We start from the raw sequence: 26,289 nt of genomic DNA on the forward strand, positions 1-26,289 counted from the left end.
AGTATCAGTGTGCCACTATACATGGTGAGGTGGCCGATCAGTGGTAGGACATCATCATTAAACATGCTTTTGATTTCGTCAGCGTAGCCAATAGACCACACCTTTGATTTATGAGCATGCCATTCGGTGAAAATATCTGAGAACGTGTCTGCCGCGGCTTTCTTCTCTTGCTTCTTTACTGCCTGCTTCTGCTCACCTGGATCAACATCAACCAGCAGCTTCATTTTGGCTTCTGATTGCTTTGAACGAGCTTCAGTTAGGCTTACCTCTGGATACGGGCCAATGACGAGCGTTTTCTCTTTCCCGTCAAACCGGTAGCGCATACGCCAAACTTTCTTGCCAGATGGCGGAACAAAGAGAAATAGGCCACCTGCATCGGCCAGGCGGTAGGCTTTGTCTTTTGGCTTTGCTGCGTCTATCTGCTTGACCGTTAGCATGTGGGCATAATTCCGGGGTGATTTTTTATTATGCCCACAATATGCCCGCAAAAGTTTGTTGTAGTCAATGCATGTCGGTTCGCGTTGGTTCGCGTCGATTTTGTTGGAGGTCTTGCTGTGGAGGGGGTTTGTTCGTGTGGGGTAATGCCAGTTCGCATCAATATGGTGTCCCCTGCAGGAATCGAACCTGCAACTAGCCCTTAGGAGGGGCTCGTTATATCCATTTAACTAAGGGGACACAGCGGGCGCAGTATACCTATTTTTGCGCCAGGGTTTAAGGGGTTATTGGCCTGATTGTCTGAAATATCATCGGTTTTCGCTGTTTTTAGCCCATTTTTTCCAGCTGAACGCCCATCAGCCTGTATTGGAGGTAAGCGTTGAGCCATTGGCGAGGGGCGAGCGGCAGGAATGAAGCGTGTAGCAATGCCCCACAGCTGCCGCGTGGTAGGAAGGCGTTATCGGTTTTTAAGGGATTAAATTAAAAAGTTTTCCTGCATCCGGATAAAGTCGGCCTCGCTAAAGCCTAACTCCTGCTTGATGTAATCCGCTACGCTACCAGAGTGCTGTTTCATGGTGTTGAACACCTCAACAATAAACGACTCGCGTGTATCAATCAGCGTATGCAGGTAATCCAGTACCTTCTGGTCGTCGGTTATTTGGCGATAGGCGGCCATTTTTACCTCGTTACGCTCCAGCCGGTTGGCCTGGGTTAACATGTAATCGGCAATGATGTCCTCCTCAGCGACCCCCAGCATGGATAAAACCAGTAAAGCGCCATAGCCGGTGCGGTCCTTGCCACCACGGCAGTGCTGAATATGCGGGCTGTTGTCTTTATCTAACAACACCTCAATCATGGCTTTAAACGCGGTTTTGGATTTTTCGCTGGTCACGAAGTTGCGATATTGCTCTAGAACCTGTTCGCCTTGCCCATTAATCAACTCTGCGGGGATATCGCGTATAACGCTTTCGATCAGCATGCGATCTTCGTTACTGAGTTCGGCGGAAAACTGTGCCGCCAGCTCTGCGGTTTGTGCCGCCGCATCCAGGTGGCAGGTTCTTTTCTCACCCACAAAATCGTTGGGGCTTTTGGCTATCTCGTTGGCACTGCGGTAATCAATGATGGTTTGAATATGCAACGATTCGATGTACGCCACGGCCTGCGGGCTGAGGCGGTGCAAGTGGTTCGAGCGGTACAGCATACCCCATTTTACCCGTTTGCCACCGGCACCCACGTAGCCGCCAAAATCCCGGAAGTTGTTTAAACCCTCAATAGGTAGAGTTCTTTCAGCACCAAGATAAGATTGGCCTTCTTGCTCGATAATAAAATAAACGCGCTGTTTGGCTTTTAACGGATCGTCCAGCAGGTAGGGACTAGTCGCATTGGCCGTAATTAAGTAGCGCTCCTTGCTGTTAACATCATTTTCTTTGGTCCAATATAGCGATGCGGGCTGTGCAGTTAAATTAAAGCTTATCTCGAGTTGGCTGTTGTTCTTTCTGTTGACGGATAACTGAGTCTGCGAATTCATTTCTACTCCCTTTAACTTAAAATGCCAAACATTGAGCAAATGACGCCAAACACCATCATGGCAATGATGAGTGATACCGTATATTTTCCTTTAAACCGTTTGACCAGGAAGAATATGCCCAGGGAAAACAGCAAAGTCAGCAGGTTAGGCGCTACCTTATCAAACATCTCCTGCACTTTTATTGACTGTTCGCCAACGGCAATCACCAAGGGGGTCGATATCTTCACGGTGGTGGCTATCAACGAGCCTAGCACCATCACCCCGACCACGTTGGCGACGTTCGAAATACGTTGGATGATGTTGGAGTTTTTGGACTGCTCGATTAAATCAACGCCCTTGTTATAACCGTAATGGATGAAGAAATATTTCGAGCCGATATTGACCAGGTTAAACAGGATAAACATCAGTATCGGGCCGATGATATTGCCCTGTAGGGCAAAGGCGGCACCGATGCTGCCGCAAATCGGTAGCCAGGTGAATTTTAACAGGCTATCGCCCAAACCAGCCAAGGGCCCCATCAAACCTGCTTTCACCGAAACTACCGCTTCTTTCTCTTCTTCGGTGGTTTTTTCTTCCAGCGCTGCGGTGACGCCTAAAATCAGTGCGCCAGTGTTAATTTGTGAGTTGTAAAACTCCAGGTGCCGTTTCATAGCCCGTACGCGTGTTTCTTTATCGGCATCGGCGTAGAGTTTGTCGAGTACCGGGATCATGCAGTGTGCAAAGCCAATGGTTTGCAGCTTCTCATAGTTATATGAGAACGACATGGTCTGAATATTCCAGAAAATACGATTTAAATCGGCCTTGGTCAGCTTTTTATCCTGAGTGGTTGGGCTAACACCATTATATGAAATTGTTTGGTTCATAGGTCATACTCTTCTTCAGTGTCCGTGGCGGTGGCTTGGCTTTTCTCTGGGGCTGGAGTATTCATGCCGTTGGTGTATGCCATGTCATAAAGCACGGCAAAGGCCAGGGCAATAAAGGTAATCGGGATAATCGGTAGTTTTAAATAGGTGGTCAGAATAAAGCCCAGCAGGAAGAAGAACCACATCCGGCCTTTTAACAGCATCAGCAACAAGATACACACGCCGATGGCGGGGATCATTTTAGACGCGACGCCCATCCCGGTTAAAATGCTGGCCGGTATCGCTTCTAGAACTTTGCTGACCAGGTCACCGCCAAAATAGATGGCCAGGAAGCAGGGAACGGCGCGGATCAGGAACCACAGCGGCGTCGAGAAATAGTGGACCTTTACCAGGGCCTTATAATCCCCCGATTGAATTGATTTTTCGGCCCATACGTTCAAGAAGCTGGCGAAAGAGCGCCAGACGATCAGCAACTGTTGGCAAAGAATGGAGACCGGAACGGCAAGTGCGATACCTGCCGCAATCCCGCCTTTGGAGGCGATACCTAAAGCGACGCCGATGATCGACCCCGCAATGATATCGGGGGCTGAGTAAGCGCCTACGTTACCGATGCCCATCCACATCAGTTCAAGCGTGGCGCTGATCGCCAGCCCCTGAACCATGTCCCCCATAATAATGCCCGCTACCGTGCCGGTTAACAGTGGCCGCCGCAGCATTTGTGGCCCTACGTCATCCATTGAGCAGATACCTGCCCAAATGGCCACCAGGATTGCTTCAATTAACATGGTTGTATCCCCCAGCGATTGTGTAAAAGGTTACCCAATCAATCGATTAATGTTTTCAGCTCTACAATGGGATCTTTCGGCACCATTTGTATTTCCACCGCAATATTGCTCGCCAGCAGTGACCTGAATGCCTGTTCTTCTTCTGGTGTGACCGCCACGGCCCGTGACAGGCTCTTTCGGCCTTCCTGCATTCTCATGCCACCCACGTTCAGCTTGTCGATTTTCAGCCCGCCCTCGACCAGCGTGTTGACATCGACGCTGTTGGTGAACAACAGCATGGTGCGTCTTTTAATTTCTGCCTTTTTCAGTACCTCGATAAATTTCTGCACGCCAAAAACCTGAACCTTTAATTCCGGTGGTGCCGACATACTGATCACCGATTGCTGCACGCTATCGCCGGCAACCTTGTCATTAATAATCAGGATCTGTTCAATATCATGGTTTTTAACCCATGTGGTGATCACCTGGCCGTGGATCAGACGGTCATCAATTCTGGCTAAATTAATTGGCATAGTATTTTTCCTTAAAGTTCGGTTGATTGTTCCCGTTCGGCCTGTAACGCCGTACCAACGTTAAAGCAGCTATGTGGGAAAACGTCCTCAATAACGTTCCCAATCTCACTTAATGGCAAATCGCGATTGCTGAAAACCTCAAGCAGGGTGGGAATATTAAAACCGCAGAATAACAATACGTCTTGGTGGGTCAGTAACAGCTCACAGGATAAATTACACGGTGAGCCACCCATCATATCCACCAGGATCACCACTCCGTTGCCTTGGTTAATCGATTGATAGGTGTCAAATAGCGTGACACGTGCATCATTGATGTTGGTATCTTCCTGAATAGAAACCACCGCGACGTTGTCTTGTTTACCGACCAGCATTTCGGCACAGGTCAGCGCGCCTTGGGCAAAGGGGCCATGACTCACTAATATGACAGGGATTTCAGTCTGCATCGTCTCTCCTGGTTAACTCGTTAAGTAATATTGTTACTTTTTGTATTTTAATTTTTAGTAATACTATTACCTTTAAACTGAAATGGACACCGTGAACAGGGGATTTTCTGCGTTCTGAGAAGGCGATCACCCTTTGTCTGCCCCTCACCCTAGCCCTCTGCCATAGGGAGAGGGGACCAAATGTGCCACAAATTGACATCTGCATCTGACCGCAGCTCGGCACAGGCTCCCTCTCCCCAAGCGTATGTTGATGAGATCCCCGGCATGTACTTTGGGAGAGGGTTGGGGTGAGGGGGCAATGGTCGCTTTAAAAGGGGAGGGGTACTCGGTGGGAAACGACGGCGCAGCCGGCTTAAGGCTTGTTGTTTTGGTTGTAAAAACGTTCTGCGCGGGTTTGGATTTGTTTTAGCAGGCGTTCGTCGTATTGCTGGATGAACAGGTTGGTCACCAACATGTTGATCACCGAAAGCTGTGACATCTTGGAGCGGATAGGGATCAGGCGGGAAACGCTTTCCGTGGAGATGGTATGCAGCAGCACGTCGGCCAGGCCGGAGATACGGCTTTGGCCCATCTTGGTGATGGCGATAGAAGGGACACCCAATTGTTGTGCCAGGGTCAGCAGCTTGACGCCGTCCTGATTTTCACCGGAGTGAGAGATAATGATCAGCAGATCGTGCTTATCCAGCGTATTGACGATGCTGAATTGAATGCTGTAGTCCAGGTGGCAGCTCACGTCTTTCTTTATCTTGATCAGCTGGTATTCGAGCTCTTTGCCCACCAACCCGCTGCTGCCTGCGCCGTAGATCACTACTTTGTTGCTTTTTCTGATGAGCTTATTGGCTTTGGCCAACTGCTCGGTATTCATCATGGCGTGCGTTTCATCAATAGAAGACTTTTCTATCTGCTGAATTTTGCCATTCACCGTTTCTATTGAGTCATCCAGGTTAATATCTTCCTGCAACACATTATCGGGTCTGGAAGAGCCTGATGCGGTGATCAAATCGATTTTTAGATCGCTGAATCCTTGATATCCCAGCTTATGGCAGAGACGGAGAATGGTGGTGGTACTGACGTTGTTGGCTTTTGCCAGCGTCTGGATACTCATGTTTTTCAGCGAGGGTTTGTTCGCAATAATATAGTCGGCTACGCCACGCTCTTTGGTCGATAAGCCGTTGCTAACTTCTCTGAGCTTTAAGTCGAACATCTAACACCTTTCGCCGGGTAAGAATGTTATTCGTTGTTTATAATACAATTTCGCACCCACCTTATCAAACGGCGAATCACCGGTGACGATCGGTAATACTATTGTTCCGTTTCATCCTCAGGCTTCTCCTTCCGCTGTGCCTTCAGACGTTCGGCCTTGGTCTTGTCACTCATATCGTTGCGGATCTGTGCATGGCTGATCAGAGCGAAAATAAAGCTGCCGCCGATGATGTTGCCTGCCAACGTCGGGATAGCGAACGGGTAGAAAAACTCCTGCCAGGGGAGAGCACCGCTGAACACCAGATACAGGATCTCGACGGAGCCGACCACGATATGGGTAAGATCGCAAATCGCAACCAGGTAGGTCATCAGCACGATCACCCAGATCTTGGCAGCGCCGGCAGACGGGAACATCCACACCATCGTGGCGATGATCCAGCCCGCAAGGATGCCGTTGGCAAACATCTCGCCGGGTGAGTTATGCATGATTTCTTCAGACAGACTGGTGAAGGCGGCGCGGGTATTTTCATCAAAAATGGGCATATAGATAAATGCCAGCGCGGCCAGACCGGTGCCTAGCAGATTTCCCGACAGCACGATCCCCCACAGGCGGAATAGAATGACGAAGTTCTTCGGCGTCGGTTTGTGCATGATGGGTAACACCGCAGTGACGGTGTTTTCCGTAAACAGCTGCTGGCGAGCCATGATGACGATGATAAAGCCGAAGGTATAGCCGATATTCTCAATAAAAAAGCGGCTCGGGTCGCCTGGCAATCGCGCATGGAATATCCCTTTTGCTGCCAGAGACGCCCCCATCGACAAACCCGCCGCCAGGGCCGACAACAGCAGCGCCAGCCAATCACGTTCCAGCTCTTTTTCCCCTTCCATACGGATTTGCTCATGCACGGCAGCGGCGCGTGAGGGCAGTTTTTCCTCATCAACTTCGATGGTCGCTTTGCCCTGATCGTGCTCTTCGCTTTCGACCTTAACGTTGCTTTTATCGCTGTGGGTGGGGTGATCGGGTTTCGCGCTCAATGGTCATTCTCCTATCGGCTGATAATTAAGCGTAGTTGCTGCTGGAGCGATAGAAAGTGCGACAGAAAAATCATTAAAAAGTAACCAAATTTTAACGCTGCTGATTTTTTCTACGCAATTTTGATCTGATGCGCAATATTACCCCTAATGGAGTACATTCAAGCTAGGCTGCGGGCTTCGAGCACACAGTGGCTTATGCTATGATTCGGTATCCCAAAGAAAAATATGAGTCCTCCATGCTGGAAGCCAGAAATCTTAGTTGTGTACGAGATGAACGTACTCTGTTTGACAGGTTGAGCTTTTTGGTGAACCCGGGGGACATTATTCAGGTAGAAGGCCCGAATGGGGCAGGCAAAACCAGTCTGCTACGCATTTTGGCCGGGCTGGCGCAGCCAGACGCGGGTGAGGTGCTGTGGCAGGGCGAAAATACGCGCCAGCGCCGTGAGCAATACCATCTGGATCTGCTGTTTCTGGGGCATCAGCCAGGGATTAAATCCATGCTGACCCCGTTTGAAAATTTGCAGTTTTACCAGGCCGTTCACCACTCATCCGATCGTCAGGCCATCTGGCAGGCGTTGGAGCAGGTGGGGCTGGTCGGTTATGAGGATTTGCCGGTGGCGCAGCTTTCCGCCGGGCAACAGCGGCGGGTGGCGCTGGCAAGGCTCTGGCTCAGTAACAGCCCGCTGTGGATCCTGGATGAACCCTTGACGGCCATAGACAAGCAGGGCGTGATGGAATTGACCGCACTGTTTGGCCATCATGCGCAACAGGGCGGTATGGTGCTGCTGACCACGCATCAGGATTTAACCGGTACCCAGCAGGCGGTAAGGAAAATCCGCCTGACACAGACTAGCGCGGAGATCGCCTGATGTTCTTCATCATACTGCGGCGGGAACTGAAAATTGCCTTTCGTAAAGGCTCCGAGATCGTTAACCCGCTGTGGTTCTTCCTGATTGTGATCACGCTGTTTCCGTTGGGCGTAGGGCCAGAACCGCAATTGCTGGCGCGGATTGCGCCGGGGATTATCTGGGTTGCGGCGCTGCTGGCCTCGTTGCTGTCGCTGGAGCGGTTGTTCCGTGATGACTATCTCGATGGTTCGCTGGAACAGCTACTCTTATTGCCAACGCAGCTGCCGATGACGGTGTTAGGCAAAGTGTGTGCTCACTGGGTCGTAACCGGGTTGCCGTTATTGATCCTGTCACCGCTGGTAGCGTTGTTGCTGTCGCTGGATGTGAATACTTGGCTGTCGATGGCGCTGACCCTGCTGCTGGGCACTCCAACGCTGAGCCTGATTGGCGCTATCGGGGTGGCATTGACGGTGGGGCTACGCAAAGGCGGCGTGCTGCTGAGTTTGCTGGTGTTACCGCTATATATCCCGGTACTGATATTTGCGACTGCGGCGATCGATGCCGCCTCGATGGGGATGCCGATCGACGGTTATCTGGCCATCCTGGGCGCGATGTTGGCGGGCAGCATTACGCTGGCGCCGTTTGCCACCGCAGCTGCGTTGCGTGTAAGCATACACTAGCTGGATTTTTAATCGCGGATGAATGCCTGTAAGAGCCTTTTCCGCGCGCAAGACTTTCGCCGCTCTGCCAGAAGGGAGCGACAACCGAATGATTTATTACCGTGAGCAATGATGACAATGTGGAAATGGTTACATCAATTTGCCAGGCCGGAACGGCTGTACCATGTCTGTGGCCGCTTTGTCCCCTGGTTGGGGATAGCGGGCGCCATCTGTCTGCTGGTCGGCTGGATCTGGGGCTTTGGTTTCGCGCCCAAGGATTATCAGCAGGGTGACAGCTTCCGAATCATGTACATTCATGTGCCGGCGGCCATCTGGTCAATGGGCATTTATGGCTCAATGGCGATCGCGGCGTTTATCGGCCTGGTCTGGCAGATGAAAATGTCCGATACCGTGGTGGCGGCCATGGCTCCGGTCGGCGCGGTGTTCACCTTTATTGCACTGGTCACCGGCTCCGCCTGGGGCAAACCGATGTGGGGCACCTGGTGGGTGTGGGACGCACGCCTGACCTCGGAGCTGGTATTGCTGTTCCTTTATATGGGCATTATTGCGCTGTATAACGCCTTTGACGATCGCCGCCTGGCCGGGCGAGCCGCCGGTATTCTGGTGCTGGTGGGGGTGATCAACATTCCTATTATCCATTTCTCGGTCGAATGGTGGAATACCCTCCATCAGGGCTCAACCAATATGCAGCAGAGCATTGCGCCAAGTATGCGCTATCCGCTGCGCTGGGCCATCTTCGGTTACCTGCTGTTCTTTATTACGCTGACCTTGATGCGCTTGCGCAACCTGATCCTGATCCAGGAGCGTCAGCGCCCTTGGGTCGCCGAGTTGGTTAACAAGGAGCGTCAGTCATGAATACGGCATTCAGTTCCTGGCAGGCGTTCTTCGCCATGGGTGGGTACGCGTTTTACGTTTGGTTGGCCGTGGCAGTAACCCTGCTTTCCCTGCTCGGGCTGCTGGGTCACACCCTGTGGCAGCGCAAGCAGCTACTGGCTGAAGTCAGCCGCCAAGAGTCGCGTGAACGGCGAATTCGTCAGTCACAACAGTTAAAGAAAACAGCGGCTATACCGCAGTCTGTTAACTCGCGGGAGAAATCACAGTGAATCCACGTCGTAAAAGCCGCCTCTATCTGGCCATTGTCGTCCTGATTGGTGTCGCACTGACCGCTACGCTGATGTTGTATGCCCTGCGCTCCAATATTGACCTGTTCTATACCCCGAGCGAGATCCTGCAAGGCAAGGGCGAAAAGCATGAGAAGCCGGAGGTGGGGCAGCGCTTGCGCATCGGCGGCATGGTCATGCCGGGCTCGGTCAAACGCGATCAGCAAAGCCTGCAGGTGAGCTTCAAGGTTTATGACGCCCACGGAGCCATCGAAGTCACCTACAACGGCATCTTGCCGGATCTGTTCCGTGAGGGGCAGGGCGTAGTGGCTCAGGGCGTGCTGGGTGAAGGTAACGTGGTCAATGCGCGTGAAGTACTGGCCAAACACGATGAAAAATATACGCCACCAGAAGTCGCGGATGCCATGAAAGAAAATCATAAAAATCCGGCCGCTACCTATAACAATTCGCCGGACGGGGGCAACAAGTCATGATGCCGGAACTTGGAAGTTTTCTGCTGTGTCTGGCGTTGGCCATTTCGTTGCTGCTGAGCCTTTATCCACAATGGGGTGCGGCGCGTCAGGATACGCGCATGATGGCGGTAGCCCGCCCGTTGACCTATGGCATGTTTGCTGCGATCGCCCTGGCATTTGCCTGCCTGGTGTACGCGTTTATTACCAATGACTTTACGGTCTCCTACGTGGCGGCCAACTCCAATACCAAGCTACCGGTGTATTACCGCATTGCGGCGACGTGGGGGGCACACGAAGGTTCTCTGCTGCTGTGGGTGCTGCTGTTGAGCTGCTGGTCACTGGCGGTTGCCATCTGTAGCCGTGCGATGCCGCAGGATGCCGTGGCGCGCGTGTTGTCGGTGATGGGGATGATAACCGCCGGGTTCTTGCTGTTCATCATTATGACCTCCAACCCGTTTACCCGCACCTTGCCGAGTTTTCCGATCGACGGTGGCGATCTTAACCCGCTGTTGCAAGATATCGGGCTGATCTTCCACCCGCCATTGCTGTATATGGGCTACGTGGGTTTCTCGGTGGCTTTTGCCTTCGCCATCGCCTCACTGATGGCCGGGCGGCTCGATACCGCCTGGGCGCGTTGGTCGCGTCCGTGGACCACGGCGGCCTGGGTCTTCCTGACCATGGGCATCGTGCTGGGGTCGGCGTGGGCTTACTATGAGCTGGGCTGGGGCGGCTGGTGGTTCTGGGATCCGGTAGAAAACGCTTCCTTTATGCCGTGGCTGGCCGGTACCGCCTTGATGCACTCGCTGGCGGTAACTGAAAAGCGCGGCACCTTCAAAGCCTGGACGGTGCTGCTGGCGATCACCGCCTTCTCTTTATGTCTGTTGGGTACCTTCCTGGTACGTTCCGGCGTGTTGGTTTCCGTCCACTCCTTTGCCTCCGATCCGGCGCGCGGGATGTTTATCCTCGCCTATCTGGTGATCGTGATTGGCGGTTCGCTGTTGCTGTATGCCGTGAAGGGCGGGCAGGTGCGTAGCCGGGTGCAGCATGAAACCTTCTCGCGGGAAACCTTCCTGCTGGGCAATAACGTCTTGCTGATCGCCGCCATGCTGGTAGTGCTGTTGGGGACTTTGTTGCCGTTGGTGCATAAACAGTTGGGCTTGGGCAGCATTTCCATCGGCGAGCCGTTCTTCAACACCATGTTTACCTGGCTGATGGCACCGCTGGCACTGTTGCTGGGCATCGGGCCGTTGGTGCGCTGGCGTCGTGACGAGCCGACCAAACTCTGGCGTCGCCTGGGCGTAGCGCTGGTGATCACGCTGGTGCTGTCGATCCTGCTGCCTTGGCTGCTGCAAGACAGCATCGCTGGTATGACGGTGGTCGGGCTGATTATGGCCATCTGGGTGATCCTGTTGACCCTGATGGAACTGCATGAGCGCGCGACCTATCGCCACGGTTTCTGGCAGGGGCTGAAGCACCTTTCCCGCAGCCACTGGGGCATGGTCTTGGGCCATCTGGGTGTCGCGGTTACGGTGATCGGCATCGCGTTCAGCCAAAACTATAGCGTAGAGCGTGATGTACGCATGAAGGCTGGTGATAGCGTGGAAATTCATGACTATCGCTTCGTTTTCCGCGACGTTCACGATATCCGCGGGCCAAACTACACTGGCGGCGTCGGGATTATCGATGTCACCCGTAACGGCAAGGCAGAAGCCACATTGCATGCGGAAAAACGCTATTACAGCGTGGCGCGTAGCATGATGACGGAAGCCGCCATCGACGGCGGCCTGACGCGCGATCTGTACGCCGCGTTGGGTGAAGAACTGGACGATGGTTCCTGGGCCGTGCGGCTTTATTACAAACCTTTTGTCCGCTGGATTTGGTTCGGTGGGGTGTTTATGGCGATTGGCGGCGTGTTGTGTATTCTCGACCCGCGTTATCGCATGAGCAAAAAACTCAAGCGTGAAGCCAAACGAGGGGAGCAGGCATGAACCGCAAACTGTTATTTATTCCGTTAATCCTGTTCCTGCTGTTGGTGGTGGCTTTGTTGGTGCAGTTGACGCGTAACGCCGGTGGCGAAGATCCCACCATGCTGGAGTCTGCGCTGATCGGTAAACCGGTGCCGACCTTCAAGCTGGAATCCCTGGATCAGCCAGGTAAAACCTTCGATCAGGCGGTGCTGCGCACGGGCAAACCGATCCTGCTCAACGTCTGGGCGACCTGGTGCCCAACCTGCCGGGCGGAGCATGAGTATCTCAACACGTTGGCGGCCAAGGGCATACGCGTGGTGGGGCTGAACTATAAAGACGATCGGCAGAAGGCAGTGGTGTGGCTCAATCAGTTGGGCAACCCTTATGCGCTGAGCCTGTATGACGGCGACGGCATGCTGGGGCTGGATCTGGGCGTTTACGGCGCACCGGAGACCTTCCTGATCGACGGTGAAGGCATTATCCGCTACCGCCATGCCGGGGACATGAACGAGCGTGTCTGGCAGCAGGAAGTGTTGCCGCTATACCGTAAATATGGGGGCGACGCATGAGGCTGATAACCTTGCTGGTGGCGGCATTACTCAGCTTCAGTGCTGCCGCAGCCATCGATACCTACAAGTTCAATTCGGTAGAGCAGGAACAGCAATACCGTGAGCTGACCGAACAGTTGCGCTGCCCGAAATGCCAGAACAACAGCATTGCCGATTCCAATGCCATCATCGCGTCAGATATGCGCACCAAGGTGTATGAGTTGATGATGCAGGGGCAGGACAAGCAGCAGGTCATCGACTATATGGTGGCGCGCTACGGCAACTTCGTGACCTATGAACCCCCAGTGACCCCAGCAACCTTGATCTTGTGGGTCGGGCCGTTGCTGTTTGTGCTGATTGGTGGGGCGGTGGTGATATTACGCAGTCGTCAACGTCGGACGAGTGCAGTCAACCAGGAATTCTCCGAGCAGGAGCAGCAGCGTCTGGCGGCGTTGTTGAAAGAGACTGACAGGAAGAAACCCTAATGGCTTTTTGGCTGATAATTATAGTGCTGTTGGTCGGCGCTGCCGCATTACTGGTGGTGCCAGCGATGCGCGAAGGCAAAGAAACTACGGCGGCCAGCCGCGATACGCTCAACAAGGCGTTCTACGAGGATCGCCTTGACGAACTGGCGCAGGATGAAGATCAAGGTGTGGTTGCCGAACGCCCCGAACTGGTCAAAGAGCTGCAACAGAACCTGTTGAACGATATCCCTGGGCAAGCGGATGAGCAGCCCGCACGGCCGATCAATCGTTGGGCTTTAGTACCCGGCGTAGCGGTGCTCATCGTGGTATCGGTTGGCTTTTATCTGAAAACTGGCGGTTTGGCTCAGGTTATGGCCTGGCATCAGGTAGAATCCCAGATGCCGGAGCTACGCGCGCGGGTAGCCAATGAACGTGCCCAGCCGCTTAGCATGGAAGAGATCGCCCGTCTTGGCCTGGGGCTACGTACCTCATTGCAACAAGATGACCGCAATCTGAATGACTGGATGATGCTTGGTCGTGTCGGTATGGCGTTGAATAACGCGACGACGGCGACGCAGGCGTTTGCCCATGCTTACAGCCTGGACCCGAGCAATATGGAAGTACGCTTGGGCTATGCCGAAGTGCTGACACGCTCTGGCGATCCGGAGGACAACAAGCAGGCCACCGCGATGCTGCGCACCATGGTGGCAGAAGATCACACCAACATGCGGGTGTTGAGCCTGTTGGCGTTTAACTCGTTTGAACAGGGCGATTACCAACAGGCGATCGGTGCCTGGCAGGTGATGTTGAAACTGTTGCCAGCCGACGACCAGCGTGTTGAAGTGATAAAGCGCAGCATTGAACAAGCAAAAGTTCAGGTTGGAGCAGAAACTGTTAAACTCTCCGTCAATGTCACGCTGTCGCCAGAGGCGGCAAAAGCATTACCACAACAAGGAACGCTGATCGTTTCGGTTACCGATGGGACCAACCCGATACCGGTAGCGGTCAAGCAATTGCCGCTTAGCCGTTTCCCGCTGGCATTCACTTTGGATGACAGCAATGCCATGATGCCTGAGCGTCTGCTTTCGGCTCAGCAGAAGGTGAAGGTACATGTCCGGCTGTCACAAGATGGCTTGGCAACGCCGCAGGCGGGCGACTGGTTTGGCGACAGTACGCTGCAGGCCTATAGCGGCAAGGAGCAGGTCAGCGTTCAGATAGATAAACAGGTTCCCTGATAAAAAGAATCCAAGGGTTTTCATGGAGAAACATATGAACTTTCGCCTGACTGGGCTGGCTTTCGCAACGGTATTATTGGTGGGGTGTGCCAGCTCGCCTGGTGACGATCCGCAAGGGCGTTCCGATCCTCTTGAAGGATTTAACCGGGCGATGTTTAACTTCAACTATAACGTGATGGATCCCTACGTGCTGCGCCCGGTGGCGGTAGCATGGCGCGATTACGTCCCGACACCTGCGCGTAATGGCATAAGCAACTTCACTTCCAACCTGGAAGAGCCAGCCAGCATGGTGAACGAATTCCTGCGCGGCAACCCTTATCAGGGTATGATCCACTTCAACCGCTTCTTCCTGAACACCCTGTTGGGGATGGGCGGCTTGATCGACGTGGCCGGCATGGCCAACCCGAAACTGGCGCGTGAAGAACCACGCCGCTTCGGTGGTACCTTGGGCAACTACGGCGTCGGCTACGGCCCGTATGTTCACTTACCGGTCTACGGTAGCTTCACCATTCGTGAAGACGGCGGTGACTGGGCGGATAGCGTTTATCCGGTGCTGAGTTACCTCACCTTCTGGATGTCGGCGGGTAAATGGGTGGTGGAAGGGATCGAAACCCGTGCGCAACTGTTGGATTCCGATGGCTTGCTGCGCAACTCTTCCGATCCTTACATGATGATGCGTGACGCTTACTTCCAACGCCATGACTTCCTGGCGCAGGGCGGGGTGCTCAAGCCGCAGGAAAACCCGAATGCGAAAGCAATTCAGGGTGAACTGGATGAGATCGACTCCAACTAAGGCCTGCTTTGGGAAGCGGTTTCCCATTAGCTTCTGCCCCTCACCCTAACCCTCTCCCACAGGGAGAGGGGATCGTTTGTGCCACGATTTGACACTGGCTCCCTACAGCGACATCGCATCACCAACAAACTGATCTCTGAACTTGATGACATCACCGTGCCAGCTCCCTCTCCTTGGGGAGAGGGTTGGGGTGAGGGGGATCGTTCGGGGATATCAGTGCTCAGAGCTACGGATTGTCTGGGCTGGTGCGGCAGTAAATGCTAAAATCTGCGCCAGGATACAGCTCCCGGTGTCATTGACGGGAGAGCCTGCGGCCAGAGGGCCAGTTTGTGTGAAACAGGGAGCGTTTATAGCGGATTGCGGCATCACCTTTTACCGCGTTTATCCCCCTTTTTCCTGCCCGTTCTCTGCCGCCACGACATTTACGCTGTGATGCGCAAGGAGAACGCCAATATGGATCTACTTTCTTCAGGCAATGCCCCCTTCTTGATCGCTCTGTTCCTGCTGCTGTTTATCGGCGTGCTGGAAACGCTGGCGGTGTTTCTCGGTGCTTCCCTTTCCAGCCATTTCGATGCTGCTTTAGACAATCATCCGGATATTACCCTGGGTGAAAACGTTTTCGCCCACGGTTTGAGCTGGCTGCATATCGGGCGCTTGCCACTGTTAGTCATCATCGTGCTGTTCCTCGGCGGTTTCTCCCTGAGTGGCCTGATAGTGCAATGGCTGGCAGGCGGTGAGTTGCCGGTGTGGCTGGCGGTAATGGTTGCCTTTATCGCCGCGATATTCTGCATGCGTTGGTGCGGACGTGGTATTGCCCATTACTTGCCGCGTGACGAAAGCAGTGCGGTTTCCACAGATAGCTTTGTCGGTCGCCTGGCGGTGATGACCGGCGCAACGGCCACTGTGGGTTCCCCGGCAGAAGCCCGGCTGACCGATCAGCATGGACGCACACATTATATTTTGATCGAGCCGGATGAGGCCGACGTTGCCTTTGCTCGTGGAGCTAAAGTGCTGGTTACGGCGCGTATCTCTGGCTCCCGGTTCAGCGGCAGTGCCAACCCTTGGCCGGACCTGTTGTAGCAAGCGGTTTTTAACGGAATTATTTTAACCACCTTGATGGAGAGGTAACCTTTGTGATGATTAATGATGGTCTTACGTTTTGGGGTTCGATTGCAGGTGGCATTTTCGTTGTCCTGCTGATCATCGGGCTGATTTTCTCACGCCTGTATCGGCGTGCTTCTGCGGAACAATCTTTGGTGCGTACCGGCTTGGGTGGTCTCAAGGTCGTGCTGAGCGGGGGGGCCATCTCCTTGCCGGTGTTTCATGAGATTATTGCCATCAACATGAAGACCCTGAAATTGGAAGTCAGCCGTGCGATGCACGACAGCCTGATCACCAAGGACAGAATGCGTGTGGACGTGGTGGTGGCATTTTTTGTTCGCGTGCAGCCGACCATTGAAGGGATCTCCACCGCAGCCCAGACCTTGGGCCAGCGCACCCAGTCGCCGGAAGATCTGCGTCAGTTGGTGGAAGACAAGTTCGTTGACGCCCTGCGTTCCACCGCGGCGCAGATGACCATGCAAGACCTGCAAGACACGCGCGAAAACTTCGTGCAGGGCGTGCAGAGTACGGTATCGGAAGATCTGGCGAAAAACGGCCTGGAGCTGGAAAGCGTGTCGCTGACCAACTTTAACCAGACGTCGAAAGAGTATTTCGATCCTAACAACGCCTTCGACGCCGAAGGTCTGACCAAGCTGACGCAAGAAACCGAACGTCGCCGTCGCGAACGTAACGAAGTCGAGCAAGACGTGGAAGTCGCCGTGCGCGAGAAAAACCGCGATGCGTTGTCACGCAAGCTGGAGATCGAGCAGCAGGAATCCTTTATGTCGCTGGAGCAGGAGCAGCAGGTGAAAACCCGCACCGCCGAGCAAAGCTCCCGCATCGCCACGTTTGAAGCGGAACGTCGCCGTGAAGCCGAGCAGAGCCGCATTTCCGCCGAGCGCCAGATCCAGGAAGCGGAAATCGAGCGTGAGCAGGCGGTACGTACCCGTAAGGTAGAGGCGGACCGTGAAATCCGCGTCAAAGAGATCGAGCAGAGCAAAGTCACTGAAATGGCCGCCATCGAGCAGACCAAAGTGACGGAAATCGCCGAACAGGATAAGGCTATTGCCATTGCCGCCAAGTCTGAGCAGCAATCGCAGGCACAGGCGCGCGCCAATGACGCCTTGACGGAAGCGGTGAAGGCTGAGCAAAACGTGGAAACCACGCGCCAGACTGCCGAAGCCGACCGTGCCAAGCAGGTTGCTCTGATCGAAGCCCGTCAGGGAGCGGAAACCGAGGCGATGCAGTTAACGCTGAAAGCCCGTGCGGAAAAAGAAGCCGCCGAGTTGCAAGCCGCCGCCATCATCGAACTGGCCGAAGCGGCACGCAAGAAAGGCCTGGCCGAGGCGGAAGCCCAGCGCGCGTTGAACGAAGCGGTCAACATGCTCTCCAACGATCAGACCAGCCTGAAGTTCAAACTGGCGCTGTTGCAGGCGCTGCCGGCGATTATCGAGAAGTCTGTTGAGCCAATGAAGGCCATCGAAGGCATCAAGATCATGCAGGTGGATGGATTAAACCGTTCTGGCGGTACAACTGGTGCTTCGGCGGCTTCGGTCGGTGGTGGTAATCTGGCCGAGCAGGCGATGTCTGCCGCTCTGGCGTACCGCACGCACGCCCCGGTTATCGACTCCCTGTTACAGGAAATCGGTATCTCAGGTGGTTCTTTGCAGGCATTGACCGCAGCCTTGCCGCAGGCGCAGCCTGTCGCACCGGCGGTACCAGAGATTGTGGAACCAAAAGTGCCGTCGTATGAACCGTCAAACGAGCCAACGATCACCACGGTAAGCTTGTCCTGAATCGGTAGCGATGTTGAGCGTAGGGGCGCTGCATGCTGCGCCCCCTTAAGAAAAAGAAAACGGCGGGATTATCCCGCCGTTTTTATGTCTCTGTAGAAGAGAGTGGATTAGAAACGGTAGTTGAAGCCAGCACCGTACAACCAGGCTGAGCCCTTCGATTCGAAGGTGTATGGGCCTTCGTTGATAGTGACTTTCTGGCCGTGCATGTAGGACACACCAACGTCGATAGACGCATCTTTGTTGAACGCGTAAGTGGTACCGGCGCTGATCCAGGTGCGATCCTGATCCGGGATGGAGATAGAGCGGTTTTCTGCCGGGACCGGGCTGTCATCGAAGGCGATACCGGTACGGAAGGTCCAGTTATCGTCGTAGAAGTAGGTGGTACCCAGCGCAATACGGTAAGCGTCACGGAAGCCTTCATGCTTCTGGAACAGCGTTTGGCCGTTGCTGTCAGTCGCTTTCAGCTCCTGGAACTGGCTCCAACTGGTGTAGGCCATGCTGTAGTGGATCGCCCACTGCGGTGCCACTTTGTTATACCCGGAGATTTCCCACATTTCTGGCAGATTCAGGGTCAGAGAACCTGGGACGTTGTTGCCGTCGGTGCCCATTGGCAGGCCGAGTTTCCCGAGCAGAGGGTTAAGGGCAGAAGGCAGGCTGCTGCGGTAGTCACCGTCAAAGTCAATTTTCACTTCGGAGCGGTAGGTAAAACCGTAGCGGTTGTTTTCATCGACTTCATACAGCACGCCAGCATTCCAGCCATAACCCCATTTATTGCCTTCCAGATGCGAAATCTGGGTATCGGCAGGGAGTTTCGCTACCTGGCCAGCCAGCGCTGGAGGCAACTGTCCTGAACCCGCGATCAGCAGCGGTAAATCACCGGCGTAGCGATCGATTTTAGCTTTGGCATACACCGCATCAAAGCCCAGGCCAAAGCTGAACTGTTTGTTCAGACGGTAAGCGGCGCTCAGGTTGATATTGGCGGTGGTCAGGTCGGTAGTCCCGCCGACGGAGCCAGCGGAATAGTCTTCGTTGTATTCGGTGGCCAGGCCGTAGTTGCTGGTCACGGAAGCGCCGACGGCCCATTGGTCATTCAGCGGCTGAATGTAGTGCAGGTTGGGTACCCAGGCGGTCGGGGCAATATTCTTCGCATCCAGGCTCTGGCCTGAAGGTGAGGTGCCGGTAATGTTAACGTCTGGGTCAATGAAAACGGCGCCCGCAGAGAGAGAAGGGCGGTCAAACATCATCATGGTTGCCGGGTTACGACTTGCCGAGGCTGCGGTATCCGCCATTGCGCCTTCGCCAGAATAGGCACGCCCTAAACCAACTGCCGAAAACTCGTTCAGCTGGAATCCTGCGGCATACACGTTTGAAGAAATAATTGCCACTGCAGCTGCGAGAGCTGATTTAGTGAATAGGTTTTTCTGGCTCATGACCAAAACCTCATTTTATGTGTTTATTATTTAAACAATGTTACACAAGGTAACATGGAGCGCGCGATTGTAGGGTCCGTTATCAATCTGACAAATCAGACCAGTGGCTGAATTATAGGTCCGACCTGTTAAGATGTTGCAAGTTTGTTTTTGAAATATTTCCAAATTGATATCAGAAAAGAGATCCACATAACAAAAATTGACCAGTGAGTAACAAAACTCTTATGTTTTTTTACCGATGGGCGATTTATTTATGTGATTTCCGTCACTTAAAATGCTTACAAAAAGTAAGGCTAGTGATTGGCAAGCCCGAGGAGTAAAATAAACACAGAATTTTGTTTATTTGCGCCAGATCATAAATGGCTATTTGGGCGAGCGTAACAGCGGCCCGTGAGGAGATTTCAATTATGTCAGATGCAATCAATAAGTGTAATGCTCAGGAAACTGCGGCCTGCTGCTGTGTCGATGTCGGAACCGTGATGGATAACACCGATTGCACCGCTTCCTACAGCCGAGTGTTTGCCAATCAGCAAGATGCAGAGCAAACCCTGGCAGCACTGACTGAAAAGGCGCGCGGCGTGGAGTCCGATCCTTGTGACATCAGCAGTAGCATTAAACCGGTTGACGGCGGTGTGCAGCTGGATGTGGATTTCACCTTTTCCTGCCAGGCAGAAACCATGATTTTCCAACTCGGCCTGCGTTAATCACCGCCAGACCGTGTAAGGGCGCCGTATCTACTGCGCCCTTCGCCATCAGGGGCAAGATACACGCCCCTGCTGGTATCAGCCCCGTTTTACCCCTCATCAAAAGTTGCTCCTGCTCTCAGTTTTCACTTCTGCTGGTTTGCCAAATGTAAACATTTGGTTAACAATGACCTCATCAGGTCAGACCTCTTTTCGTCCGTTGTATTGACGGCCTCTCTTCAGGAGCGTTTATGAGTAAGGCATTGCCGCTGGTTACCCGTCTCGGCGACCGTATCGCCATTGTTCAAGGGCTGCGTACCCCTTTCGCCAAGCAGGCTACCGCTTATCATGGCATCCCTGCGGTTGATCTTGGCAAGTCTGCGGTGAGCGAGCTGCTGGCGCGTAGCGGCATCGATCCTGCCTTGATCGAGCAACTGGTGTTTGGCCAGGTGGTGCAGATGCCTGAGGCACCTAACATTGCCCGGGAAATCGTGCTTGGCACTGGCATGAGCGTGCATACCGATGCTTACAGCGTTTCGCGTGCCTGTGCTACCAGCTTCCAGGCGATTGCCAACGTGGCAGAAAGCATCATGGCTGGCAGTATCAGCGTCGGTATTGCCGGTGGGGCAGATTCTTCTTCCGTGCTGCCGATCGGCGTCAGCAAGGCGCTGGCTCGTACGCTGGTGGACGTCAATAAGGCTCGCACGTTGTCACAACGCCTGAAATTATTCAGCAAGCTCAAGTTCCGCGATCTGATGCCAGTGCCGCCTGCCGTGGCGGAATACTCTACCGGCCTGCGCATGGGGGATACCGCCGAGCAAATGGCGAAAACCCACGGCATTACTCGCGAGCAGCAGGATGCCCTGGCGCATCGCTCCCATCAGTTGGCTGCTAAGGCTTGGGAACAGGGGCTGTTGCGTGATGAAGTGATGACCGCCTACGTACCGCCGTATAAAACGCCGCTGGCCGAGGATAACAACGTCCGCAAAGATTCCAGCCTGGAGTCTTATGCCCGCCTGAAACCGGCATTCGATCGCCGCCACGGCACCGTCACGGCCGCCAACAGCACGCCGTTGACCGATGGGGCCGCTGCGGTGCTGATGATGAGCGAGTCCCGCGCGAAAGACCTGGGTCTGAAACCGTTGGGCTACCTGCGCAGCTTCGCTTTTGCCGCCATTGACGTCTGGGAAGATATGTTGCTCGGTCCTTCCTATGCCACGCCGTTGGCGCTGGATCGTGCCGGTATCACCCTGGCCGATCTGACGCTGATCGATATGCACGAAGCCTTTGCCGCGCAAATGCTGGCCAACCTGAAAATGTTCGCCAGCACCGAGTTTGCCCAACAGAAGCTGGGGCGTGAGCAGGCGATTGGCGAGGTCGATATGGAAAAATTCAACGTGTTGGGTGGCTCTATTGCCTATGGTCATCCGTTCGCCGCGACCGGGGCGCGCATGATCACCCAGACGCTGCACGAACTTAAACGGCGCGGTGGTGGTCTGGGGCTGGCCACCGCCTGTGCGGCGGGTGGTTTAGGGGCAGCGATGATCGTGGAGGTAGACCAATGAGTTTCGAGAACGCATTGCACGAACAGCGTGCCAAGCCTTCGGCCTTTCATCTGACCTTACGCCCGGACAATATTGGTGTGATCACCATTGATGTGCCGGGGGAGAAGGTGAATACGCTGAAGGCGGAGTTTGTTGAGCAGATTAATGACGTGCTGCTTAAGGCGCAGCAACTCGCCACTCTGGAAGGCCTGGTGATCTTGTCTGGTAAGCCGGACTCGTTTATTGCCGGGGCAGATATCACCATGATTGCCGCGTGTGACACCGCGCAACAGGCACAGGCGCTGGCGAAGAAAGGGCAGAGTACCTTGGCACAGATTGCCGCGTTCCCGGTGCCGGTGGTGGCTGCTATCCACGGCGCTTGCCTTGGCGGCGGGCTGGAGTTGGCTTTGGCCTGCCATAGCCGCGTCTGTTCGCTGGATGATAAAACGGCGCTCGGTCTGCCGGAGGTACAGCTTGGTTTGTTGCCTGGTTCTGGTGGTACCCAACGCTTACCCCGCCTGATTGGTGCCAGCAAAGCGCTGGATATGATGCTGACGGGCAGGCACATCCGTGCTCGCCAGGCGCTCCGTATGGGCCTGGTGGACGATGCTGTGCCGCAATCCATTCTGTTGCAAACCGCGATTGAACGGGTAAAACAGGGCTGGAAGTCGCGCCGTGCGTTACCGTGGCAGGAACGCTTGCTTAATGGCCCGTTGGGCAGAAGCCTGTTGTTCAGCATCGTGCGCAAGAAAACCCTGGAGAAGACCCACGGAAACTATCCGGCAGCGGAACGTATTATTCAGGTGGTACGCACCGGTCTGGATCAGGGCAGTGCCAGCGGTTATGAAGCCGAGGCTCGCGCCTTCGGTGAACTGGCAATGTCATCTCAGTCTGCCGCATTACGCAGCCTGTTCTTTGCCTCCACGGCGCTGAAAAAAGAGCGCGGTGGGGATGCGCAGCCCAACGAATTACACCGTGTTGGTGTGCTTGGCGGCGGTTTGATGGGGGGCGGTATTGCCTGCGTCACCGCCACTCGTGGCGGGCTACCGGTACGCATTAAAGATGTGAACGAGCAGGGGATCAACCACGCGTTGAAATACACTTGGGATCTGCTGGGCAAGCGGGTACGCAGCAAACGCATGCGCCCGGCCGAACGCCAGAAACAGATGATGTTGATTTCCGGCAGCACCGATTACAGCGGTTTTGAACGGGTGGATATCGTGGTGGAAGCGGTATTTGAAGATATCGCGCTCAAGCAGCAAATGGTGGCCGATATTGAACACCATGCTGCGCCGCATACCGTGTTTGCCTCCAATACCTCGTCATTGCCGATCGGCCAGATTGCGGCTAAAGCGGCCAGGCCGCAGCAGGTGATTGGCCTGCATTACTTCAGCCCGGTGGATAAAATGCCGCTGGTCGAGGTGATCCCACATGCCACCACTAGCCAACAAACCATCGCGACCACCGTGGCGTTGGCCCACAAACAGGGGAAAACGGCGATCGTGGTCGCCGATCGTGCTGGTTTTTACGTCAACCGCATTCTCGCGCCTTATATTAATGAGGCGGCGCGCTGTCTGCTTGAAGGCGAGCCGATCGAATCGGTGGACCAAGCCTTGGTTGATTTCGGTTTCCCGGTGGGGCCTATCATGCTGTTGGATGAGGTAGGTATCGACGTTGGCACCAAGATTATCCCGATCCTGACGGCAGAACTGGGTCCACGCTTCGCCGCTCCGGCGGCGTTCGACGCGGTACTGAAAGACGGTCGCAAAGGGCGCAAGAATGGCCGCGGTTTTTATCTGTATCCGGCCGAGGGCAGCAGGACACGCCAGAAACGCAAGAGCGCAGACAGCAGCATTTATCCGCTGCTGGGGATCACCGCCAAGGCGCATATTCAACATGCGGTGATCGCCCAACGCTGTGTCATGATGATGCTCAACGAGGCGGCGCGCTGCCTGGATGAAGGTGTGATCCGTAGCGCCCGCGATGGCGATATCGGCGCAGTATTTGGCATTGGCTTCCCGCCGTTCCTTGGTGGCCCGTTCCGCTACATGGACGAGCTGGGCGCGGAGAAGGTGGTGAAAACCCTGCGCTATCTGCAACAGCAGTACGGCGAATATTTTGCCCCTTGCGAACGCTTGCAGCGCATGGCTGAACAAGGCGAACGCTTCTATCCGCAAGGCAGTTAACCAGCATGGCGGCCCGGTTTGCGCTACAGTTTGATCAGGGCCGCACTGTGATCGCTATCACTCCTTGCAATTAGGGCAATCCCGGAGGCTGTACAGGGAGATTGGGGAGGGGTAACGTAGCGTTTTGGCAAGTGACAACTCAACGCTACCAAAAATTTCATAGCAACCAGGTTAAATTTTAACCCGTTGAATTGGTTGTTATGTCAGCGATGAATTTGCGTAAGGGCGTAAACGTGGTAAAAAAATAGCGTTTTCTTTACGCGAACTTTCAGGCAAAATGCCCGGCCGCCATAGAGAGACGGCGCGTTATCGTTTGAAGCTGGCCTGTGCTCTTGAGTACAACTCGGCGATACAGCACGCTCGGCGTTTCTGTATAGCGTTATTTTGTCAACAACAGCGGTGCAATATGCAAGTTTTGATTATGCGTCACGGAGAGGCGGCACTCGATGCAGCCAGCGATTCGGTAAGACCCCTTACTGTTTGTGGCCGTGATGAGTCACGTCAGATGGCGGCCTGGTTAAACACCAAGTCTGTGGATATTGAACGAGTGCTGGTCAGCCCTTATTTGCGGGCCGAACAGACGCTGGCAACGGTACGCGAAGCGTTAACGCTACCTGAAGGCGAAGAAGTACTGCCGGAGTTGACTCCGGGGGGCGATGCCGGGCTGGTGAGCTGCTATCTGCAGGCGCTGGCGAAAGAGGGTGTCGGTGCGGTGTTGGTGGTTTCCCATCTACCGCTGGTAGGTTACCTGGTGGCCGAATTGTGCCCTGGGGAATGCCCGCCGATGTTTGCTACCTCGGCCATCGCCAATGTCGATCTGGCCGAAGATGGCAGTAACGGCAAGTTTGCATGGCAGGTCAGCCCATCACAGGTGATGGCCAAGGTCTGATCGGGTCGAACATGTTCGACCCCTACAAATGCAGCAACGTTGACAGTTTGTCATCAATCTTAGGGCGATGTTGATCATCGCCCTTTGTCATTTCTACTCCGGTAACTCCACCAACAGCAAAACCGCCGCGCTGCCGCCCCATTCTTTAGGGGCCTGGTGAAACGCCAGCACATCGGGATGTTGAGCCAACCACAACGGCGTTTGCTGCTTGAGGATGTGTTTACCGTGGCCGTGCATCACGCAGGCACAATGCACGTGTTCACGCTTGCAGGCGGCGATCATCGCCCCTAACTCCTGCTTGGCCTGCATCTGTGTCAAACCGTGCAAATCCAGGAACAGATCCGGCACATAATCCCCGCGCCGCAGCTTCTTCAGCTCGTAATGACTGTAGCCAGGGCGCACATAGCGCGTCGGGCCTTCATCATCCAACTGTGGCTGGAATTCGTCGGAAAAGTAAAAGCTGGCATCCACCTGTTCTTGCAGCAGACGCTGTGGCGTAATCTGCCTGGTTTTCATTTTAGGTTTGGGATGGACGATGGTGTCCTGCGGTAGCTTCTTTGCACCGGCTACCGACTCCCTAAAGAGCAACAGCTCATCTTTGCTCAGAGGGTGCTTATTCTTCATTCTTCTCTCATCGCCTGTCATTTATCGCGCTAGTTTACCTGCTCGAAGGCGTCTGTCGACGCAAAACTGGTACTGAATGGCAACGAGAATGGTATAGCTGCTGATTTGTCGCAGGCTTCATGGCAAACTACAGGGCTAAATCATGAATCATCGTGCCTGCCGGAGGGCAAATTGGACAAAATTTTCGTCGAAGAAGCAGTGAATGAGCTGCACACCATTCAGGATATGCTGCGCTGGGCCGTAAGCCGTTTTAACGCCGCCGATATCTACTATGGCCACGGAACCGATAATCCGTGGGACGAAGCCGTGCAATTGGTTTTGCCCAGCCTGTTCCTGCCGTTGGATATTCCTGAAGATATGCGCACCGCGCGTTTGACCTCCAGCGAACGTCACCGCATCGTTGAGCGAGTGATCCGCCGTGTTAACGAGCGTATCCCGGTTGCCTACCTGACCAATAAAGCCTGGTTCTGCGATATGGAATTCTATGTCGATGAGCGCGTGCTGGTGCCACGTTCACCGATTGGTGAGTTGATCAACGATCGCTTCAGCGCGCTGATCCCACATCCGCCACGCCATATCCTGGATATGTGTACCGGCAGCGGTTGTATCGCTATCGCCTGCGGCTATGCCTTCCCGGAAGCGGAAGTGGACGCGGTAGATATCTCCACCGACGTGCTGGCCGTAACCGAGCGCAATATTCAGGCGCACGGTGTAGAGCATCAGGTGATCCCGATCCGCTCCGATCTGTTCCGTGATGTGCCGGCGATCCAATACGATCTGATCGTCACCAACCCGCCTTATGTCGATGCAGAAGATATGTCCGACCTGCCACAAGAGTTCCGCTTCGAACCGGAGCTGGGCCTGGCAGCAGGCAGCGACGGCCTCAAACTGGTGCGCCGCATTCTGGCCTGCGCGCCAGATTTCCTGAGCGATGACGGCGTGCTGATTTGTGAAGTGGGCAACAGCATGGTACATCTGATGGAACAATATCCGGATATTCCGTTCACCTGGCTGGAGTTTGATAACGGCGGGGACGGCGTATTCATGCTGACCAAACAGCAGCTGATTGATTGCAAAGATCACTTCAGCCTCTATCGCAGCTAACCAACAACCTGGGTCCGCCT

The 26,289-nt window shown here is 54.4% G+C and carries 27 protein-coding genes and 1 tRNA gene; 17 read left to right on the forward strand and 11 right to left on the reverse strand.

Translation table 11 applies throughout. From position 1 onward, the window contains the following. The 9 genes from U869_RS0122470 to U869_RS0122510 all read right to left on the reverse strand — a co-directional run. The coding region (locus U869_RS0122470) for an integrase arm-type DNA-binding domain-containing protein (RefSeq protein ID WP_025120760.1) at positions 1-437 on the reverse strand (437 nt) is incomplete at its 3' end. A 163-nt stretch (positions 438-600) separates the two neighbouring features. Continuing rightward, positions 601-675, reverse strand: a tRNA-Arg gene (locus U869_RS0122475). A 235-nt stretch (positions 676-910) separates the two neighbouring features. Then, the gene (locus U869_RS0122480; protein WP_025120759.1) at positions 911-1,963 is read right to left on the reverse strand and encodes a tyrosine-protein phosphatase; all 1,053 of its coding nucleotides are present in this window, start codon (positions 1,961-1,963) and stop codon (positions 911-913) included. Between the two features lie 11 nt (positions 1,964-1,974). After that, entirely contained in the window at positions 1,975-2,826 is an 852-nt protein-coding gene (locus tag U869_RS0122485) for a PTS system mannose/fructose/sorbose family transporter subunit IID (RefSeq protein ID WP_025120758.1), read from the reverse strand. Then, on the reverse strand, positions 2,823-3,611 hold the full coding sequence (locus tag U869_RS0122490) for a PTS sugar transporter subunit IIC (protein WP_025120757.1): 789 nt from the start codon (positions 3,609-3,611) through the stop codon (positions 2,823-2,825). The genes U869_RS0122485 and U869_RS0122490 overlap by 4 nt, the downstream gene beginning before the upstream one ends. Positions 3,612-3,649: 38 nt before the next feature. Continuing rightward, complete coding sequence (locus tag U869_RS0122495) at positions 3,650-4,123, reverse strand: PTS sugar transporter subunit IIB (RefSeq protein ID WP_025120756.1); 474 nt, start codon at positions 4,121-4,123, stop codon at positions 3,650-3,652. Positions 4,124-4,134: 11 nt separating this feature from the next. Beyond that, entirely contained in the window at positions 4,135-4,566 is a 432-nt protein-coding gene (locus tag U869_RS0122500; RefSeq protein ID WP_025120755.1) for a PTS sugar transporter subunit IIA, read from the reverse strand. 352 nt (positions 4,567-4,918) lie between these two features. Then, positions 4,919-5,770 carry a MurR/RpiR family transcriptional regulator gene (locus U869_RS0122505; RefSeq protein ID WP_025120754.1) on the reverse strand — a complete coding sequence of 284 codons (852 nt, stop codon included), beginning with the start codon at positions 5,768-5,770 and terminating at the stop codon, positions 4,919-4,921. 98 nt (positions 5,771-5,868) lie between these two features. Then, positions 5,869-6,804, reverse strand: a complete 936-nt coding sequence (locus U869_RS0122510; RefSeq protein ID WP_025120753.1) for a formate/nitrite transporter family protein — start codon at positions 6,802-6,804, stop codon at positions 5,869-5,871. 236 nt (positions 6,805-7,040) lie between these two features. Between U869_RS0122510 and ccmA the strand changes: the two genes are divergently transcribed. The 12 genes from ccmA to U869_RS0122570 all read left to right on the forward strand — a co-directional run bounded on the left by ccmA (position 7,041) and on the right by U869_RS0122570 (position 17,809). Next, positions 7,041-7,673 carry a cytochrome c biogenesis heme-transporting ATPase CcmA gene (gene ccmA / locus U869_RS0122515; protein ID WP_025120752.1) on the forward strand — a complete coding sequence of 211 codons (633 nt, stop codon included), beginning with the start codon at positions 7,041-7,043 and terminating at the stop codon, positions 7,671-7,673. Then, the gene (gene ccmB, locus U869_RS0122520; RefSeq protein WP_025120751.1) at positions 7,673-8,332 is read left to right on the forward strand and encodes a heme exporter protein CcmB; all 660 of its coding nucleotides are present in this window, start codon (positions 7,673-7,675) and stop codon (positions 8,330-8,332) included. Before ccmA ends, ccmB begins: the two co-directional genes overlap by 1 nt. Before the next feature lie 117 nt (positions 8,333-8,449). After that, on the forward strand, positions 8,450-9,187 hold the full coding sequence (locus U869_RS0122525; protein WP_025120750.1) for a heme ABC transporter permease: 738 nt from the start codon (positions 8,450-8,452) through the stop codon (positions 9,185-9,187). After that, complete coding sequence (ccmD, locus tag U869_RS0122530; protein WP_025120749.1) at positions 9,184-9,435, forward strand: heme exporter protein CcmD; 252 nt, start codon at positions 9,184-9,186, stop codon at positions 9,433-9,435. Before U869_RS0122525 ends, ccmD begins: the two co-directional genes overlap by 4 nt. After that, the gene (gene ccmE, locus U869_RS0122535; RefSeq protein WP_025120748.1) at positions 9,432-9,926 is read left to right on the forward strand and encodes a cytochrome c maturation protein CcmE; all 495 of its coding nucleotides are present in this window, start codon (positions 9,432-9,434) and stop codon (positions 9,924-9,926) included. Before ccmD ends, ccmE begins: the two co-directional genes overlap by 4 nt. Continuing rightward, a complete protein-coding gene (locus tag U869_RS0122540; protein WP_025120747.1) occupies positions 9,923-11,893 on the forward strand; it encodes a heme lyase CcmF/NrfE family subunit in 1,971 nt (656 codons plus the stop codon). Before ccmE ends, U869_RS0122540 begins: the two co-directional genes overlap by 4 nt. Continuing rightward, positions 11,890-12,441 carry a DsbE family thiol:disulfide interchange protein gene (locus U869_RS0122545; protein ID WP_025120746.1) on the forward strand — a complete coding sequence of 184 codons (552 nt, stop codon included), beginning with the start codon at positions 11,890-11,892 and terminating at the stop codon, positions 12,439-12,441. The genes U869_RS0122540 and U869_RS0122545 overlap by 4 nt, the downstream gene beginning before the upstream one ends. After that, positions 12,438-12,905, forward strand: a complete 468-nt coding sequence (locus U869_RS0122550; protein ID WP_025120745.1) for a cytochrome c-type biogenesis protein — start codon at positions 12,438-12,440, stop codon at positions 12,903-12,905. The genes U869_RS0122545 and U869_RS0122550 overlap by 4 nt, the downstream gene beginning before the upstream one ends. After that, positions 12,905-14,119 (forward strand): c-type cytochrome biogenesis protein CcmI, encoded by a 1,215-nt coding sequence (ccmI, locus tag U869_RS0122555; protein ID WP_025120744.1) that lies wholly within the window; start codon positions 12,905-12,907, stop codon positions 14,117-14,119. The genes U869_RS0122550 and ccmI overlap by 1 nt, the downstream gene beginning before the upstream one ends. Before the next feature lie 34 nt (positions 14,120-14,153). Further along, on the forward strand, positions 14,154-14,912 hold the full coding sequence (gene mlaA, locus U869_RS0122560; protein ID WP_025120743.1) for a phospholipid-binding lipoprotein MlaA: 759 nt from the start codon (positions 14,154-14,156) through the stop codon (positions 14,910-14,912). A gap of 453 nt (positions 14,913-15,365) precedes the next feature. After that, positions 15,366-15,992 (forward strand): OB-fold-containig protein, encoded by a 627-nt coding sequence (locus U869_RS0122565; protein ID WP_025120742.1) that lies wholly within the window; start codon positions 15,366-15,368, stop codon positions 15,990-15,992. A 56-nt stretch (positions 15,993-16,048) separates the two neighbouring features. Further along, positions 16,049-17,809, forward strand: a complete 1,761-nt coding sequence (locus tag U869_RS0122570) for a flotillin family protein (RefSeq protein WP_025120741.1) — start codon at positions 16,049-16,051, stop codon at positions 17,807-17,809. A 107-nt stretch (positions 17,810-17,916) separates the two neighbouring features. Here the strand turns inward: U869_RS0122570 and fadL are convergent, their stop codons facing one another. After that, positions 17,917-19,239 (reverse strand): long-chain fatty acid transporter FadL, encoded by a 1,323-nt coding sequence (gene fadL, locus U869_RS0122575; protein ID WP_037408542.1) that lies wholly within the window; start codon positions 19,237-19,239, stop codon positions 17,917-17,919. Positions 19,240-19,646: 407 nt separating this feature from the next. Between fadL and U869_RS0122580 the strand changes: the two genes are divergently transcribed. The 4 genes from U869_RS0122580 to sixA all read left to right on the forward strand — a co-directional run bounded on the left by U869_RS0122580 (position 19,647) and on the right by sixA (position 24,541). Continuing rightward, on the forward strand, positions 19,647-19,943 hold the full coding sequence (locus U869_RS0122580; RefSeq protein WP_021806065.1) for a YfcZ/YiiS family protein: 297 nt from the start codon (positions 19,647-19,649) through the stop codon (positions 19,941-19,943). Between the two features lie 230 nt (positions 19,944-20,173). Beyond that, complete coding sequence (gene fadI, locus U869_RS0122585) at positions 20,174-21,487, forward strand: acetyl-CoA C-acyltransferase FadI (protein WP_025120739.1); 1,314 nt, start codon at positions 20,174-20,176, stop codon at positions 21,485-21,487. Beyond that, the gene (gene fadJ, locus U869_RS0122590; protein WP_025120738.1) at positions 21,484-23,652 is read left to right on the forward strand and encodes a fatty acid oxidation complex subunit alpha FadJ; all 2,169 of its coding nucleotides are present in this window, start codon (positions 21,484-21,486) and stop codon (positions 23,650-23,652) included. Before fadI ends, fadJ begins: the two co-directional genes overlap by 4 nt. A gap of 406 nt (positions 23,653-24,058) precedes the next feature. Beyond that, on the forward strand, positions 24,059-24,541 hold the full coding sequence (gene sixA, locus U869_RS0122595) for a phosphohistidine phosphatase SixA (RefSeq protein ID WP_025120737.1): 483 nt from the start codon (positions 24,059-24,061) through the stop codon (positions 24,539-24,541). A gap of 93 nt (positions 24,542-24,634) precedes the next feature. Here the strand turns inward: sixA and smrB are convergent, their stop codons facing one another. Continuing rightward, positions 24,635-25,165: an endonuclease SmrB gene (gene smrB / locus U869_RS0122600; protein ID WP_025120736.1), complete on the reverse strand. Its 531-nt coding sequence runs from the start codon at positions 25,163-25,165 to the stop codon at positions 24,635-24,637. Between the two features lie 171 nt (positions 25,166-25,336). Here smrB and prmB point away from each other — a divergent pair, with 171 nt between their 5' ends. After that, on the forward strand, positions 25,337-26,269 hold the full coding sequence (gene prmB / locus U869_RS0122605; RefSeq protein WP_025120735.1) for a 50S ribosomal protein L3 N(5)-glutamine methyltransferase: 933 nt from the start codon (positions 25,337-25,339) through the stop codon (positions 26,267-26,269). Positions 26,270-26,289 lie beyond the last annotated feature (20 nt).

The sequence above is a fragment of the Serratia sp. H1w genome (assembly GCF_000633355.1).
Classification (GTDB): Bacteria; Pseudomonadota; Gammaproteobacteria; order Enterobacterales; family Enterobacteriaceae; genus Chania.

Coding starts and splice junctions, on each gene's coding strand:
- fadJ (WP_025120738.1), top strand. CDS start 21,484: ATGAGTTTCGAGAACGCATTGCACGAACAGCGTGCCAAGCCTTCGGCC.
- U869_RS0122540 (WP_025120747.1), top strand. CDS start 9,923: ATGATGCCGGAACTTGGAAGTTTTCTGCTGTGTCTGGCGTTGGCCATT.
- mlaA (WP_025120743.1), top strand. CDS start 14,154: ATGAACTTTCGCCTGACTGGGCTGGCTTTCGCAACGGTATTATTGGTG.
- fadL (WP_037408542.1), bottom strand. CDS start 19,239: ATGAGCCAGAAAAACCTATTCACTAAATCAGCTCTCGCAGCTGCAGTG.
- U869_RS0122545 (WP_025120746.1), top strand. CDS start 11,890: ATGAACCGCAAACTGTTATTTATTCCGTTAATCCTGTTCCTGCTGTTG.
- U869_RS0122525 (WP_025120750.1), top strand. CDS start 8,450: ATGTGGAAATGGTTACATCAATTTGCCAGGCCGGAACGGCTGTACCAT.
- U869_RS0122550 (WP_025120745.1), top strand. CDS start 12,438: ATGAGGCTGATAACCTTGCTGGTGGCGGCATTACTCAGCTTCAGTGCT.
- U869_RS0122565 (WP_025120742.1), top strand. CDS start 15,366: ATGGATCTACTTTCTTCAGGCAATGCCCCCTTCTTGATCGCTCTGTTC.
- ccmB (WP_025120751.1), top strand. CDS start 7,673: ATGTTCTTCATCATACTGCGGCGGGAACTGAAAATTGCCTTTCGTAAA.
- U869_RS0122570 (WP_025120741.1), top strand. CDS start 16,049: ATGATTAATGATGGTCTTACGTTTTGGGGTTCGATTGCAGGTGGCATT.
- U869_RS0122480 (WP_025120759.1), bottom strand. CDS start 1,963: ATGAATTCGCAGACTCAGTTATCCGTCAACAGAAAGAACAACAGCCAA.
- U869_RS0122490 (WP_025120757.1), bottom strand. CDS start 3,611: ATGTTAATTGAAGCAATCCTGGTGGCCATTTGGGCAGGTATCTGCTCA.
- fadI (WP_025120739.1), top strand. CDS start 20,174: ATGAGTAAGGCATTGCCGCTGGTTACCCGTCTCGGCGACCGTATCGCC.
- ccmA (WP_025120752.1), top strand. CDS start 7,041: ATGCTGGAAGCCAGAAATCTTAGTTGTGTACGAGATGAACGTACTCTG.
- ccmI (WP_025120744.1), top strand. CDS start 12,905: ATGGCTTTTTGGCTGATAATTATAGTGCTGTTGGTCGGCGCTGCCGCA.
- sixA (WP_025120737.1), top strand. CDS start 24,059: ATGCAAGTTTTGATTATGCGTCACGGAGAGGCGGCACTCGATGCAGCC.
- U869_RS0122500 (WP_025120755.1), bottom strand. CDS start 4,566: ATGCAGACTGAAATCCCTGTCATATTAGTGAGTCATGGCCCCTTTGCC.
- U869_RS0122505 (WP_025120754.1), bottom strand. CDS start 5,770: ATGTTCGACTTAAAGCTCAGAGAAGTTAGCAACGGCTTATCGACCAAA.
- ccmD (WP_025120749.1), top strand. CDS start 9,184: ATGAATACGGCATTCAGTTCCTGGCAGGCGTTCTTCGCCATGGGTGGG.
- U869_RS0122495 (WP_025120756.1), bottom strand. CDS start 4,123: ATGCCAATTAATTTAGCCAGAATTGATGACCGTCTGATCCACGGCCAG.
- smrB (WP_025120736.1), bottom strand. CDS start 25,165: ATGAAGAATAAGCACCCTCTGAGCAAAGATGAGCTGTTGCTCTTTAGG.
- U869_RS0122580 (WP_021806065.1), top strand. CDS start 19,647: ATGTCAGATGCAATCAATAAGTGTAATGCTCAGGAAACTGCGGCCTGC.
- U869_RS0122485 (WP_025120758.1), bottom strand. CDS start 2,826: ATGAACCAAACAATTTCATATAATGGTGTTAGCCCAACCACTCAGGAT.